Consider the following 12761-nt stretch of genomic DNA (forward strand, 5'->3'; position numbering starts at 1 on the left):
CCGCGTGCGAAGCCGTCTCCCATCAAAGAGTTAGAGCCGGATGCGAAAACCGGTTCCCACTTTTTCGCATCCTGCTCGAGCGATTGAACCGGATCGCCTCTCGTCGCGACCAATGGCCGGGCCTTCGTGTCGGAGGCTCCCGCCGCTCCGGCCGCGCCCCCTCCCAATGGTGGCCGGGGCGGCGATCTAGAGCGTTTTCGAGCGAAGTGGACACCGGTTCCCCCGCGACAAACGCGAAGCGTTTGCGCGGAGAAAACGCGTCAAAACAAGGAACTAGAGCATTTCCGCGATTCGGAGAAACGCGGAAATGCTCTGTATCAGGCGGCGAGCAGCGCCTTTTCGTCCGCCTCTTGCGCCAGGACGGCCACGATCTCGCCGGGCGCGACGTCGCGCTGGAAGCGCACCAGCGTGAAATCCTCGGCGCGGCCGGTGTTGCCGCGTTCGGTCAGCACCGAGAGCGGCCGGCCGAGGCGGGCGTCGAGATGCTGCCGGTGGGCGTCGCGAGCGGCTTCGCGCAGGCGGCTCGCCCGTTCCGAGACGATGCCCCCCGGCAATTGCGGCATGCGCGCGGCCGGTGTGCCCGGGCGCGGCGAATAGGGGAAGACATGGACGAAGCTCAGGCCGCATTCCTCGACCAAGGAGAGCGAGCGCGAGAACATCGCCTCGTCCTCCGTCGGGAAACCGGCGATCAAATCGGCGCCGAAGACGATGTCGGGCCGCAAGACCCGCATCTCCGCGCAGAAGCGGATCGCATCCTCGCGGCCGTGCCGACGCTTCATCCGCTTCAGGATCAAATCGTCTCCGGCCTGCAGCGAGAGATGCAAATGCGGCATCAGGCGCGGTTCGGTCGCAATCGCCTCGCGGAGTTCGTCATCGACTTCGACCGCATCGATCGAGGAGAGGCGCAGGCGCGGCAATTCGGGCAAGGCGCGCAAGATCGCCTGCACCAGCCGGCCCAAGCTCGGCGCATCCCGCAGGTCGCGGCCATAGCTCGTCAGGTCGACGCCCGTCAGCACGATCTCTCTCGCGCCGGCTTCGCTCAGCCGGCGGCATTGCGCGACCGCCTCGGTCAGCGCGAGCGAGCGCGAATTGCCCCGGCCGAACGGGATCACGCAGAAGGTGCAGCGATGGTCGCAGCCGTTCTGGATCTGGACGAAGCCGCGTGTATGGGCGGCAAAGCGGCCGGTTCGGGCATCGGACAGGGTCGTCTGCGCCATGATGTCGGAGACGGCGATCTTGTCGTCGGCTGCGGCCTCGGCGTCGCCGAGCAAGCTGTTGGAGCGGGCGAGCGCCGCCCAGGTCTCGGGCCTCATCTTCTCGGCATTGCCGAGAACGCGCGCGGTTTCCGGCATGGCGGCGAAGCGGGCGGGCTCGATCTGCGCGGCGCAGCCCGTGACCACCACCGGCCGGCCAGGCTGCTCGCGCTTCAATCGACGGATCGCCTGCCTGGCCTGGCGCGTCGCCTCACTGGTGACGGCGCAGCTGTTGACGATAGCGAGGTCGTCGAGGCCGGCCGCCTGCGCCCGCTCGCGGATCGCCTCGCTCTCGACGATGTTGAGGCGGCAGCCGAAGGTGACGACCTCCAGCGCCATCAGGCCGCCCTCTCGAACCAGTCCGGCTCGATCACGCCTTCCCATTCGAAGGCGACCGGGCCGGTCATCAGCACATGGCCGTCGCGCTCGCGCCATTCGATGGTGAGATCGCCGCCGGGCAGGCTGACGACCGCCTTGCGGGCGGATAATTCGCGCCGCACCGCTGCGACTAGGGCCGCGCAAGCGCCCGAGCCGCAGGCCTGGGTGATGCCGGCGCCGCGCTCCCAGACGCGCAGCACGATGTGATCGGGCGCCGTCACCGCCGCGAGCTCGATATTGGCGCGGTCGGGGAAGATCGGATGGTTCTCAAGCAGCGGCCCGATCTGCTCCAGATTGAAGCGATAGGGATCGTCGACGAAGAAGACCGCATGCGGGTTGCCCATGTTGACCGCGCAGGGCGTATGCAGGATCGGATCGTCGATCGGGCCGATCTGCAATTCGAAATGGGCGGTGTCGTGGAACGGTTCGGCGAGCGGGATCTCGTCCCAGGCGAGGCGGGGCGCACCCATGTCGACGGTGAAGACGAGCTCGCTCTCGCGCACAGCCGGCAGGAGGCCGGCCTTGGTCTGGAGCGTCAGCCGGGTCTTCGACGGATTGCCCATGGCAGGGTCGGCCATCATCGCCCAGGCGACGCAGCGCGTGCCGTTGCCGCAGGCGCCGGCTTCCGAGCCGTCGGTGTTGTAAATCCGGATATAGGCGTCTGTACCGGGCGTCAGGGCGTCATGCAGCACCATGAGCTGGTCGAACCGGGCGCCGGGTTGCGCTGCGATGGCACGCGCATCGGATTCGCTGACGCGCAGCTGTGATCCGCGCAGGTCGAGCACGGTGATCTGGTTGCCCAGACCGTTCATCTTCAGGAACCGGCGGGTTGCCAGAGCGTTCATTCGGTCACACGTCCACAAACTACGGCGTCTATGAGGGAGCCGACGCGAAAAAGCCACCCTTCGCCCGTTCCTGCGTGAAGGTGGACATTCTATGTTGCGCTGCAAGGGCGCGAATCGTTCTTTTTGGTCAGGACCATGATGATGCGGATTTCCCGGATTGGTGTTCTGGCGCTCGCAGCGCTGCTTGGTGCCTCCATGCCTGCCTTCGCGCAGACGCGTGTCGCGCCTCCGACGGCTGTTGAGTCCGCCCCGCTCGCGCCGCCGCCGGGTGCGGCTGCTCCTGCGCAGGCGCAGGCCGCCCCGTCCGTTCCCGAGCCGCAGCCGGTTCAACCGCCCCCGGTGCTGCAGGGGCCTGCCGCGCCGCAGCCCGTCCAGCCCCCGCCGGCGTCGCCGCTTCCGCCCGAGCCGCAACCGGTCCAGCCGCCTCCGACCCTGCCGGCCCCCGGTCCGGCGCTGCCGGTGCCGCCCGTGCCGCAGCAGCAGGCGGGCCTGCCTGATCCGAACGCGACGCTCGCCGGCAAGCGGGGCGATTCGAGCGATGTCGACGCCGTCCTGCTCGTCTCCAAGCCGGTGCTGTCGCTTGCCGGCCAGTCGAGCTGGGATCAGGGCTTCCAGCGCCTGAGCGAGAGTTTCAAGATTCTGCGCGAGGAGGCGGCCAAGGCTGGGCTGCCGATCGCCGGCCGGCCGCTGACGCTCTTCGTCGAAACCGACGACAATGGTTTCCGCTTCGAGGCGATGCTGCCGGTCGGGCAGGCGCCGGAGGGGGCGCGGACCTCGGAATTCGCGCGCGGCGTCAAGGTCGGCCTGTCCCCGGCTGGACCCTCGCTGCGCTTCGTCCATGTCGCGCCCTATGACGACATCGATTCGACCTATGAGACGATCACGGCCTATCTCGAAGCCAAGAGCATCGTGGTGAAGGACGCCTTCCTCGAGGAGTATGTCAGCGATCTGAACGATCCGGGCGATCCGAACCTCGAGATCAACGTCTACGTCCAGCCGCGCTGAGCGCGGGGCGTATTCGGGCCTGAAGCGTCATTCTCGGGCTTGCGCCCTGAGAATCGCATGACCAGCTGGCTGAAATCGGAGATGGTCGGGTCAAGCCCGACCATGACGCGCTTCGGATCCCGGGTCTCCGCTTCACCCGGGATAACGCGGTGGACAAGCTTAAGCCGTCCAGCTCAGCCCTGGCCGCATCGGCCTGAAGCGCTCCTCCGGCAGGCCGGCTTGCGCCAAGGCCACTTTTAGCGCCTCGGGCGGGCGCTCGATGCCCTCGTCGGTGAGCTGGAACGTGCCCCAGTGATGGCCGATCGCCTGGCGCGCCTTAAGCGAGGTCATCACCTTCACGGCCTCTTCCGGGTTCATGTGATTGTCCGACATGAACCAGCGCGGCTCATAGGCGCCGATCGGCAGCACGGCGAGATCGAACGGGCCATGCTCCTGGCCGAGCCGCTCATAGAGCGAGCCGTCATGATAGCCGGTGTCGCCGATATGGAAGACCTTCGTTCCGCCGGTCTCGATGACGAAGGAGCACCACAGCGCCATGCGCCGGTCGAGCGCGCCGCGCGCCGACCAGTGATAGGTTGGAACCAGCGTCGCCGAGACCGCATCCGACAGAGCGACGCGCTCGCCCCAATCATGGACCTGTGTCAGGGCGTCGGGAATGCGCGCCTTGACGATGGTGTCGTTGCCGAGCGGCATGATCATGCGCGGCATGTCGCGGGCATGGATGCGGGCCAGCGTCGCGAGATCGAGATGGTCGTAATGGTTATGCGTGATCAGCACGATGTCGATCTTCGGCAAATCGTCGAAGGCGACGCCAGGCTCATTCACGCGCTTGGGGCCGACAAAGGAAAACGGGCTGGCGCGCTGCGCATAGACCGGGTCGATCAGCAGGTTCAGCCCCGCGACCTGGTACAGGAACGAGGCGTGGCCGAGATGGACGATGCGAACGCCCTCGACGCGCGCCGGCGGCTTGTCCTGCGGCGGGGCCGGGTAATGCTCGGGAAAGGCCTCGCGCTCGCGTTTGGAGGTCTGCCATCTCCAGATGTCGAGCAGCCCCTTGGTGACGGGGCGCCCGTCGCTGAAGCTCAAGCCGTCGAAATGGGCTGTGACAGGGCCCTGGTAATAGGGATTGCGCGAGCGCGTGAGCGTCGCCCAGGCGGCGCCCGTCGAGCCGAGCAAAGCGGTGAGGCCGAGGAAGGAGAGGAGCTTGCGGCGATTCATGGGGTCAGAAGTGGGGCGTGAGTGCGCTGGATCAAGTCCGGTGATCCTGATGCATGCCGATGCCGACGCCCAGAGGGGGATGGCTCGTCGTCACGGCATCTTGAATGCGAGCACATGCAGCCACCGGGTCGGCTCGCCATCATAGCCGCCGCCCATGTCCTCGTCGATGTCGAGCTTGCGCCAGCAATCGGCGCCGTATGCGCCGTGCAGCCAGTCCGATGACGGGTAGTTGTAATAGCGCCCGAAGCGATCACGGCCCTCAGCGGTGCCAGCCTTGAAGCTGGCATAGAATACACCGCTCGGTTTCAGGGCAGCCTGCACCTTGCCGATGATCGCCGAAAGAGCCTGGCGCGGCACATGCAGCAGGCAGGCATTGGCCCAGACACCGTCGAAGGCATCGCTCTCGTCCAGATCCTCGAACAGCAGCACCTCGACTGGCCGCCCGAGCCGCCGCGCGGCCTGGCTCGCCAGTTCCGGCGAGCCATCGGTCGGTGTCACCGCGAAGCCGCGCGCCAGCAGGGCCTCGCTGTCCTGCCCACCACCGCAGCCGAGTTCGAGAACGCTGCCGCCGGCCGGGAGTGCCGCTGCAAAGGCGGCTATCCGCGCATGCTCGGCCGCGCGCGAGCGACCGGCATAGGCCTGCGCCTCGGCGGCGTAGAAATCGAGGGTTACGGGATCGCGGCCGGTCATGCTCGACACATCTCGTCGTCAGCGCGTACCGGTTCGCATCGCGACGGTCGCGATGCCAGCGCCGATCAGTAGGGTGCCGCCGGTCTTGTTGATGATGCCGAGTGCGCGGGGGCATTTTACGATCGAACGGGCGCGAGAGGCGACCAGCGCGTAGCCGAAGGCGTTGGCGGCGGCGAGCGTCACGAAGGTCGCCTCGAAGATCAGCATCTGCGTCCAAAAATCGGCATTCGGATCGAGGAACTGCGGCAGGAAGGCGACGAAGAAGGTGATGCTCTTGGGATTCAGGGCGGTTACCAGCCAGGCATGGCCGAGCATCTTCAATGACGAGACCGCATCCTCGCGCGGCTTCGCGTCGAGCGTGCCGCCGGCGCGAAACAGCTTGATGCCGAGCCAGATCAGGTAGGCGGCTCCCGCCCATTTCAGCGCCGTAAATACGGTGGCCGAGGTGGCCAGCAGCGCGCCTAGGCCGAGCATCGAGAGCGTCATCGCGGTGAAGTCGCCCAGCGCGACGCCGGCCGCGGTCGGCAGTGCCGTGCGCCAGCCCTGGCCGAGCGCATAGGAGACGACGAGCAGGATCGTCGGCCCGGGAATCACCAGAAGGACGGCAGTGGCGGCGGCGAAGGCGGCCCAGGTTTCGAAGGTCATGACAGGCTCCGGGTCAAGGTTGGTCGAGCCATCCCCAGACGAGGTGATTTGTAAAGGGGCGTTGGCCGGTCGGCTGGCTCGTGTGAGAGTGGGAGGGGATGGCGAAAACCAAAAGACCTCCGCGGTTGTGCGGGGCTGCTCGTCTCGGCCGTTATTCCCGGCCGTCTTGCTCCTGCCAACGACCGGGAAAGACGAACGTCTTCGTCGATTTTCGGGTACGCGGCGCGCACTCCCTGTCTTGCAGAGGTGCAGGTAGGCTCGACGGCTCGCCACGTCGTCCGATGGCGATGGCGGTCACGGCTTCATGGTCGATCGGGATGCCCATCACCGTGCGGGCTCGGTCGGTGTCGAACCCACCCATCTGATGGACATGCAGTCCGAGTGCGGTCGCCTGAAAGGTCATATACGCGACGGCCTGCCCCAGATCGTAGCGTGCGTGAAGGTTGGTATTGCCGTCAGGCTTTATGGGGCGCGCAAGAGCCAGCACGAGCAAAGCTGCGCTGCCGGCCCAGATCGCGTTGGCTTCCTTCAGGCAGCTATGCAGGCGATCGAAATTCTCCGTCCCGCGCGACGCATGGATGAAGGCCCAGGGTTGCAGGTTGTTCGCCGACGGAGCCCAGCGCGCTGCTTCGAACAGCGAAGCCACAGCCGCTTCGTCGATCGTGCTCGAAGCGAAGGCGCGTGGGCTCCATCGGCCGGCCAACGCCGGGTCGATGGGGTATTCGGTGACGGCGGCTCGGTCGTTCATGCGATTCCTCTCTGCGATGACTTGCTTCTGCCACGCTTGTGCTTTCGGCTGGGCTGAGCAATTTTCCGGACGGTGTGCAAAAAACTCACAGGCCTGTTCGAATGCCCCGGAAACTGCCGTCTCTCAACGCCGTGAAGACATTCGAGGCGGCGGTTCGACACGGCACGACGCTTGCTGCAGCGGCTGAACTCGGCGTCACACATGGAGCCGTGAGCCGTCAGATCCAGCAGCTTGAAGAGTGGATCGGCCGGCCGCTATTCAGGCGGGAGGGCGGCAGGCTGATCGTGACAGAGGCCGGAGCGGCTTATGCAGCGATTGCCGGAACGGCTCTCGATCTTCTCCATGATGGAACGCGGGAGTTGCTAGAGGTGAGCGACCATGTCGTGCGCGTCAGCACGACTTCGTCTTTCGCGTCCGAATGGCTGATGCCGCGTTTGCCGGCCTTTCACTTGCGGCATTCGCAGATCGAAATCTGGCTGGAGGAAGCAAAGGAAATCGTCACGCCGCGCTCCGGCGGCTGTGACCTCGCCATCCGCATGGGAGCCGGCCCATGGCCGGGCGTGAAGGTTGAACCATTCATGAGCGACAGGTTGGTTCCCGTTTGCACACCTGGGATAGCCGCGAAGTTGACATGTCCCGACGATCTCGGCCTGGTGCCTTTGCTGCATGATGGCGATGTGCTGGCGCAATGGAGCCGCTGGCTGCGGGAGGCTGGTGCCGAGGTGAGTCCGGCCATGGCGCGACGCTTCGACAAGGGCCCACGCTTTGCCAGTTCCTCGCTCCTCCTGCACGCCGCAGCGGCGGGGCAGGGCGTCGCGCTGGCACGCGAGCGCCTGGCCGAGACATGGCTGGTGCGTGGAGAGCTGGTCCGGCCGTTCGCGGAAGCCGTCGATCTCGGGACGGCCTACTGGCTCGTTACACGGCAGACCGTCGAACCGCGCCGTCCGATCCATACCTTCCTGACATGGTTGGGCGAGCAGGCGGCATTGCCGCCGGCTCGCGTTGAAAGCTGGTGATCTGTGACGAAAAGGCGACTTGCTCTCAAGGGCGTGCGGTGCAGGAAAGAGGCAGGTTCGAGCTGAAATAGCCCGCCGGCCCGGTGCCGAGCTCAGCGCTTTTCCGGCTCGCCGGCGATCACCAGCGCCCACCAGGCCCCGTATTGGGTCTGCGGGGCCTTGGCCAGAGCGATGCCGAAGCGCGTCGCCTCGGGCATGCGCAGATTGACGTCGTGGCCGGAAGACGCCTTCCAGCCTGCGAAGGCCTCCTCGGTCGAATAATAGCCGCCGCCGACATTCTCCGCCGTACGCCCCGCTTTCAGCCCGGCGCCATGGACGCGGGAGACGAAGCTGCCGCCGGCATCATGGGAGAGCGTGTTCGCCGCGGCCATCGCATTGGCCTGGTGCTGGGCCATGGCGGTCAGCGTCGGATCGAGCCTGACGGGGCTGAGGCCATTGCTGGCGCGATAGGCGTTGAAAATGCGAGTGGCGGCGGCCGTGTCGAGCTTCACAGCGGCCAGGCGCTCGGTGGCTGTGGCGCTGAGAGGCGCGGTGCTGCGCGGATCGCCGGCACAGCCGGCGGCGACCAGGGTCATGGCGAGCGTCGCCATGCGGAAAAGATGCAGGTCCATCGTCGCCTTTCGATCGGTCGGGTGCGCCATGCTTGTACCGGTACTGTAATTTCAGTGGTTATGCGACGATCTCAGCCGCGGCCGCCGGCGATGACGCGGCAGAGCGCGTCGCGGACATAGCCTTCCGGCGCAATCTGGCCCTGCTGGACGACAAAGGCGGCGTCGACGCGCGTGGCCGGCCCGCTCTTGCGGGCGGTGACGCGCAGGGTCTGCGGCCGGCCCGAACCGGTGGTCTCCTGGATCGCGACGACGGAGCTCGTGGCATTGTCGACGCGGATGCCGGCGAAGCCCTCCGCGGCGACGGCAGCCGCCAGGTTCTTCAGCACGGCCGCCGGTGCGCGATTCGTGACGAGGTCCCAGCTGCGATAGGTCAAGCCGGTCACCATCGGAACGCCATCGGTCTTGAAATTATTATGGCAGGCCTGCTGGGCCTGGGCTCGCGACAGGCTGAGGAGCAAGGCAGTGAAGGCAAGGGCTGAAAGGGTCGTCGTCCGCGCGGCCATGGCAGGTCCCTGATGAAAATTTGGGCGTGCCTTTAAACCTCAGGGTTGTGGTTGGGGCAAGTGTTCGCGCCTCCACGTGCCTCATCTGATGTGCCAATCTTGACTTTCGCCACATTCTCCCGCTTTAACCCGCGCATTCGTTTCGCCGACATCGACGAGACCGCATCAGCCGACCGGGCCGCTCCCTGAGCATTTCGAGCCCGGAGGTCAACGCCCGACAGCGCGTCCGCGCCCTCGGGCGCGAAACCGTTTGGCGGTATTGTCGGTTTTGACGACAGACGAAACCAGGCAGACAGGACAATCGCCGCATGTTCGGCACTTTGAGCGACAGGCTATCGGGCATCCTCTCGGGTCTCACCCGCAGGGGTTCGCTGACCGAGGAGGACGTCAACGCCGCGCTGCGCGAGGTGCGCAAGGCGTTGCTCGAGGCCGACGTCGCGCTCGAGGTCGTGCGCTCCTTCACCGAGAAGGTGCGTGAGCGGGCCGTCGGCGCGGAAGTGCTGAAATCGGTCACACCCGGCCAGCAGGTCATCAAGATCGTCAATGACGCGCTGATCGACATGCTCGGCGGCGAGGGCGAGGGCATCACGCTCGATGCCGTGCCGCCGGTGCCGATCCTGATGGTGGGTCTGCAAGGCTCCGGTAAAACCACCTCCACGGCGAAGATCGCCAAGCGCCTGACCGACCGCAACAAGAAGCGCGTCCTGATGGCCTCGCTCGATACGCGGCGACCGGCCGCGATGGAGCAGCTCGCCATCCTGGGCAAGCAGGTCGGCGTCGAGACCTTGCCGATCGTGGCCGGCCAGAGCGCCGTGCAGATCGCGCGTCGCGCGATCGAGGCCGGCAAGCTCGGCGGCTACGACGTCGTCATGCTCGATACCGCCGGCCGCGTTACGCTCGACGATACGCTGATGGCGGAAGTCGCCGAGGTGAAGGCCGCGACGAACCCGCATGAAGTGCTGCTCGTTGCCGACGCGCTGACCGGCCAGGACGCCGTCAACACGGCGCGCGCTTTTGACGCGCGCGTCGGCCTCACCGGCATCGTCCTGACCCGTATGGATGGCGACGGCCGCGGCGGCGCGGCGCTCTCGATGCGCGCCGTCACCGGCAAGCCGATCAAGCTCGTCGGTACCGGCGAAAAGGTCGATGCGCTCGAGGATTTCCATCCCTCGCGTGTCGCCAATCGTATCCTCGGCATGGGCGACATCGTCGGCCTGGTCGAGCGCGCGGCCGAGACGGTCGATGCCGACAAGGCCCAGGCGCTGGCGCAGCGTCTCGCCAAGGGTAATTTCGACCTCTCCGACATGCGCATGCAATTGCAGCAGATGGAGAAGATGGGCGGCCTTGGCGGCGTGATGGGCATGCTGCCCGGCATGAAGCAGATGCAGGGCCAGCTCGCCAACTCCGGCGTGAACGACAAGATGATGAAGCGCCAGATCGCCATCATCGATTCCATGACGGCGGCCGAGCGCAAGAATCCCGATCTGCTCAAGAACAGTCGCAAGAAGCGCATCGCGGCAGGCTCTGGCACCACGCCGGAGGCGATCAACAAGCTGCTCAAGATGCATCGCGGCATGGCCGACATGATGAAGGCGATGAGCAAGCAGAAGGGCGGCATGCTCGGCAAGCTCGGCCAGATGTTCGGGATTGGTGGTGGCGGCATGGGCGGACTGCCGGGCGGGCTCGACCCGTCGAAGATGGACCCTGCCCAGCTTGCCGAACTGCAGAAGCAGATGAGCGCCGGCGGCGGCATGCCGGGCCTTCCGCCGGGCGGTTTTCCGGGGCTGCCCAAGGGCGTCACCCCGCCTGCCGGCATGATGCCGAAGCTGCCGGGGCTCGGCAGCGGTCTGCCTGGGCTTGGGGGCAACAATCCCTTCGGAGGGAAGAAGAAATGACCAAACCGACCGAAATGCGCGTCGGCATGTTCGACGTGTTCAAGCAGGTGAAGGCGCGTCTCGACGACGCCAACCTGTCCTATGAAACCTCATCCTACCGGGACGACGCCTTCTCCTTCTTCGTGCATGCGCCCGGAGAATACTGGGAGATCGACGTTCTCGAGGACGGCTCCATCGATCTCGAAGTCTTCACGTCGACCGGCATGAAGGACGATCCCTGGGCCATGATCGATCAGCTGGTCGACGACAACAAAGCCTGAGTTCAACCCAACCCAAAACGATACCCAACCAAGGAAGACGCGAATGTCCCTCAAGATCCGCCTGACCCGTGGCGGCGCCAAGAAGCGCCCGTACTACCGCATCGTCGTCGCCGACGCCCGCTCGCCGCGCGATGGCCGCTTCATCGAGAAGATCGGCTCCTATGACCCGATGAAGGCCAAGGATTCGGCCGAGCGCGTCGTGCTCGATCTTGAGAAGGCCAAGGAGTGGCTCGCCAAGGGCGCCCAGCCGACCGACCGTGTGCTGCGTTTCCTCGACGCCGCCGGCCTCGCCAAGCGTCCGGCGCGCAACAACCCGAACAAGGCTCTTCCCGGCGAGAAGGCCAAGGAGCGCGCCGAGAAGAACGCCGCCAAGAGCGCTGCCCCGGCTGAAGCCGAGGCGTGAGCTTGATGCGGGTCCAGGCGTCATTCTCGGGCCAAGCTCAGCTTCGACCCGAGAACCTCTGGCAGGAGATGGCCGGGTCAAGCCCGGCCATGACGCCTGATGGCCGCTGACACCGGTCTCGTTCTGCTCGGGGTCATCGGCGCAGCCCATGGCATCAAGGGCGAGGTCCGGATCAAGGCCTTTACCGGCGATCCGCTGGCGATCGCCGAATACGGCCCGCTCAGCGATGAGGCGGGCCGGCGTTTCGAGATCGCCGATATCCGCCCGGCCAAGGAGGTGGTCGTCGCCCGGCTCAAGGGCGTGACCAGCCGCGAGGCGGCCGAGAGCCTGGCCGGGGTGAAGCTCTTCGTCGCCCGCGACAAGCTCCCACTGGTCGAGGACGAGGACGAATTCCTGCAGGCCGATCTGATTGGTTGCGCAGTGGTAGGCCCCGACGGTGCGATGCTCGGCACCGTCACGTTCGTCGCCAATTACGGCGCCGGCGATCTGCTCGACATCGCGACGCCCGATGGCCGCTCGGTGTTGATGCCCTTCACCAAGGCTTTCGCGCCGCGTATCGACGTCACGGCCCGGCGTATCGAGGCCGAGCCGCCCGAGGGCTTGTTCGAGGTCGACGATGACAAGTAACGGTCTCGTTCGCGCCCTGATCTTCGACATGGACGGCACCATCGTCGACAATATGCGCTTCCATGAGGATGCCTGGGAGCATCTGCATGTGACGCATGGATTGCCCTTCGACCGCGACAGCTTCTTTTCGCACACCGCCGGCATGGCGGTCGGCGAGATCATCGGCCCACTCTTTCCCAATGCCACTCCGGCCGAGATCGAGGCGATGGGCAAGGAGAAGGAACTCTTCTACCGGCGGAATTACGGCCCGCATGTCGTAGCCATGCCCGGCCTTCTCGACCTGATGGCGCGGGCCGATGCGGCTGGCGTGCCGATGGCTGTCGCCACGGCGGCTCCGCCCGGGAATATCGACATCGTGCTCGACACGCTGGGCCTGCGCTCGCGCTTCGCCACCATCATCGCGCCGTCCCAGGGTTTTCGCGGCAAGCCGAATCCGGATCTGTTTCTGGGGGCTGCCGAACGCATGAAGGTCGCGCCCGAAGCTTGCGTCGTCTTCGAGGATGCGCCCAACGGCGTCGAGGCCGCGCGCCGCGCCGACATGCGCGCGGTCGCGATCCTGAGCATGCTCGGCGCCAAGGATTTCGCCGGCTTCGACAACGTCATCGCCAGCGCCAAGGATTTTACGGCGCTGGACGGGCTGCCCGCGCTGCGCTTTGCTTGAGCG

At 66.2% G+C, this 12761-nt stretch carries 15 protein-coding genes; 7 read left to right on the forward strand and 8 right to left on the reverse strand.

Annotation, left to right across the window (positions count from 1 at the left end):
* Positions 1-317 precede the first annotated feature (317 nt).
* Both mtaB and dapF read right to left on the reverse strand, forming a co-directional pair.
* A complete protein-coding gene (gene mtaB, locus RMR04_RS07795) occupies positions 318-1592 on the reverse strand; it encodes a tRNA (N(6)-L-threonylcarbamoyladenosine(37)-C(2))-methylthiotransferase MtaB (RefSeq protein ID WP_311913947.1) in 1275 nt (424 codons plus the stop codon).
* Complete coding sequence (gene dapF / locus RMR04_RS07800) at positions 1592-2476, reverse strand: diaminopimelate epimerase (protein ID WP_311913949.1); 885 nt, start codon at positions 2474-2476, stop codon at positions 1592-1594. The genes mtaB and dapF overlap by 1 nt, the downstream gene beginning before the upstream one ends.
* A gap of 141 nt (positions 2477-2617) precedes the next feature.
* On the opposite strand from dapF, the gene RMR04_RS07805 reads away from it, so the two are divergent.
* Positions 2618-3481, forward strand: coding sequence for a GyrI-like domain-containing protein (locus tag RMR04_RS07805; protein ID WP_311913951.1), 864 nt, complete (start codon positions 2618-2620; stop codon positions 3479-3481).
* A 159-nt stretch (positions 3482-3640) separates the two neighbouring features.
* Here the strand turns inward: RMR04_RS07805 and RMR04_RS07810 are convergent, their stop codons facing one another.
* From RMR04_RS07810 to RMR04_RS07825, 4 genes are all read right to left on the reverse strand, one after another.
* The gene (locus RMR04_RS07810; RefSeq protein ID WP_311913952.1) at positions 3641-4699 is read right to left on the reverse strand and encodes an MBL fold metallo-hydrolase; all 1059 of its coding nucleotides are present in this window, start codon (positions 4697-4699) and stop codon (positions 3641-3643) included.
* Positions 4700-4789: 90 nt separating this feature from the next.
* Complete coding sequence (locus RMR04_RS07815) at positions 4790-5389, reverse strand: class I SAM-dependent methyltransferase (protein WP_311913954.1); 600 nt, start codon at positions 5387-5389, stop codon at positions 4790-4792.
* 18 nt (positions 5390-5407) lie between these two features.
* Entirely contained in the window at positions 5408-6034 is a 627-nt protein-coding gene (locus RMR04_RS07820; RefSeq protein ID WP_311913955.1) for a LysE family translocator, read from the reverse strand.
* 151 nt (positions 6035-6185) lie between these two features.
* On the reverse strand, positions 6186-6782 hold the full coding sequence (locus tag RMR04_RS07825) for a nitroreductase family protein (RefSeq protein ID WP_311913957.1): 597 nt from the start codon (positions 6780-6782) through the stop codon (positions 6186-6188).
* A 101-nt stretch (positions 6783-6883) separates the two neighbouring features.
* Here RMR04_RS07825 and RMR04_RS07830 point away from each other — a divergent pair, with 101 nt between their 5' ends.
* A complete protein-coding gene (locus RMR04_RS07830; protein ID WP_311915769.1) occupies positions 6884-7798 on the forward strand; it encodes a LysR substrate-binding domain-containing protein in 915 nt (304 codons plus the stop codon).
* A 92-nt stretch (positions 7799-7890) separates the two neighbouring features.
* Here RMR04_RS07830 and RMR04_RS07835 read toward each other — a convergent pair whose 3' ends face one another.
* Together RMR04_RS07835 and RMR04_RS07840 are read right to left on the reverse strand one after the other, a co-directional pair.
* Positions 7891-8409, reverse strand: coding sequence for a CAP domain-containing protein (locus tag RMR04_RS07835; RefSeq protein ID WP_311913959.1), 519 nt, complete (start codon positions 8407-8409; stop codon positions 7891-7893).
* A gap of 71 nt (positions 8410-8480) precedes the next feature.
* On the reverse strand, positions 8481-8912 hold the full coding sequence (locus RMR04_RS07840) for a hypothetical protein (RefSeq protein ID WP_311913960.1): 432 nt from the start codon (positions 8910-8912) through the stop codon (positions 8481-8483).
* 308 nt (positions 8913-9220) lie between these two features.
* Between RMR04_RS07840 and ffh the strand changes: the two genes are divergently transcribed.
* The 5 genes from ffh to RMR04_RS07865 all read left to right on the forward strand — a co-directional run bounded on the left by ffh (position 9221) and on the right by RMR04_RS07865 (position 12758).
* Entirely contained in the window at positions 9221-10807 is a 1587-nt protein-coding gene (gene ffh / locus RMR04_RS07845) for a signal recognition particle protein (RefSeq protein WP_311913961.1), read from the forward strand.
* Complete coding sequence (locus RMR04_RS07850; protein WP_066613406.1) at positions 10804-11067, forward strand: hypothetical protein; 264 nt, start codon at positions 10804-10806, stop codon at positions 11065-11067. Before ffh ends, RMR04_RS07850 begins: the two co-directional genes overlap by 4 nt.
* Before the next feature lie 43 nt (positions 11068-11110).
* On the forward strand, positions 11111-11470 hold the full coding sequence (rpsP, locus tag RMR04_RS07855) for a 30S ribosomal protein S16 (protein ID WP_311913965.1): 360 nt from the start codon (positions 11111-11113) through the stop codon (positions 11468-11470).
* Positions 11471-11569: 99 nt separating this feature from the next.
* Positions 11570-12097, forward strand: coding sequence for a ribosome maturation factor RimM (gene rimM / locus RMR04_RS07860; protein WP_311913967.1), 528 nt, complete (start codon positions 11570-11572; stop codon positions 12095-12097).
* Positions 12087-12758, forward strand: a complete 672-nt coding sequence (locus RMR04_RS07865; RefSeq protein WP_311913969.1) for an HAD family hydrolase — start codon at positions 12087-12089, stop codon at positions 12756-12758. Before rimM ends, RMR04_RS07865 begins: the two co-directional genes overlap by 11 nt.
* Positions 12759-12761 lie beyond the last annotated feature (3 nt).

Origin of the sequence: Bosea sp. 685, from assembly GCF_031884435.1 — a bacterium.
GTDB lineage: Bacteria > Pseudomonadota > Alphaproteobacteria > Rhizobiales > Beijerinckiaceae > Allobosea.

Coding starts and splice junctions, on each gene's coding strand:
- mtaB (WP_311913947.1), bottom strand. CDS start 1,592: ATGGCGCTGGAGGTCGTCACCTTCGGCTGCCGCCTCAACATCGTCGAG.
- dapF (WP_311913949.1), bottom strand. CDS start 2,476: ATGAACGCTCTGGCAACCCGCCGGTTCCTGAAGATGAACGGTCTGGGC.
- RMR04_RS07805 (WP_311913951.1), top strand. CDS start 2,618: ATGCGGATTTCCCGGATTGGTGTTCTGGCGCTCGCAGCGCTGCTTGGT.
- RMR04_RS07810 (WP_311913952.1), bottom strand. CDS start 4,699: ATGAATCGCCGCAAGCTCCTCTCCTTCCTCGGCCTCACCGCTTTGCTC.
- RMR04_RS07815 (WP_311913954.1), bottom strand. CDS start 5,389: ATGACCGGCCGCGATCCCGTAACCCTCGATTTCTACGCCGCCGAGGCG.
- RMR04_RS07820 (WP_311913955.1), bottom strand. CDS start 6,034: ATGACCTTCGAAACCTGGGCCGCCTTCGCCGCCGCCACTGCCGTCCTT.
- RMR04_RS07825 (WP_311913957.1), bottom strand. CDS start 6,782: ATGAACGACCGAGCCGCCGTCACCGAATACCCCATCGACCCGGCGTTG.
- RMR04_RS07830 (WP_311915769.1), top strand. CDS start 6,884: ATGCCCCGGAAACTGCCGTCTCTCAACGCCGTGAAGACATTCGAGGCG.
- RMR04_RS07835 (WP_311913959.1), bottom strand. CDS start 8,409: ATGGACCTGCATCTTTTCCGCATGGCGACGCTCGCCATGACCCTGGTC.
- RMR04_RS07840 (WP_311913960.1), bottom strand. CDS start 8,912: ATGGCCGCGCGGACGACGACCCTTTCAGCCCTTGCCTTCACTGCCTTG.
- ffh (WP_311913961.1), top strand. CDS start 9,221: ATGTTCGGCACTTTGAGCGACAGGCTATCGGGCATCCTCTCGGGTCTC.
- RMR04_RS07850 (WP_066613406.1), top strand. CDS start 10,804: ATGACCAAACCGACCGAAATGCGCGTCGGCATGTTCGACGTGTTCAAG.
- rpsP (WP_311913965.1), top strand. CDS start 11,111: ATGTCCCTCAAGATCCGCCTGACCCGTGGCGGCGCCAAGAAGCGCCCG.
- rimM (WP_311913967.1), top strand. CDS start 11,570: ATGGCCGCTGACACCGGTCTCGTTCTGCTCGGGGTCATCGGCGCAGCC.
- RMR04_RS07865 (WP_311913969.1), top strand. CDS start 12,087: ATGACAAGTAACGGTCTCGTTCGCGCCCTGATCTTCGACATGGACGGC.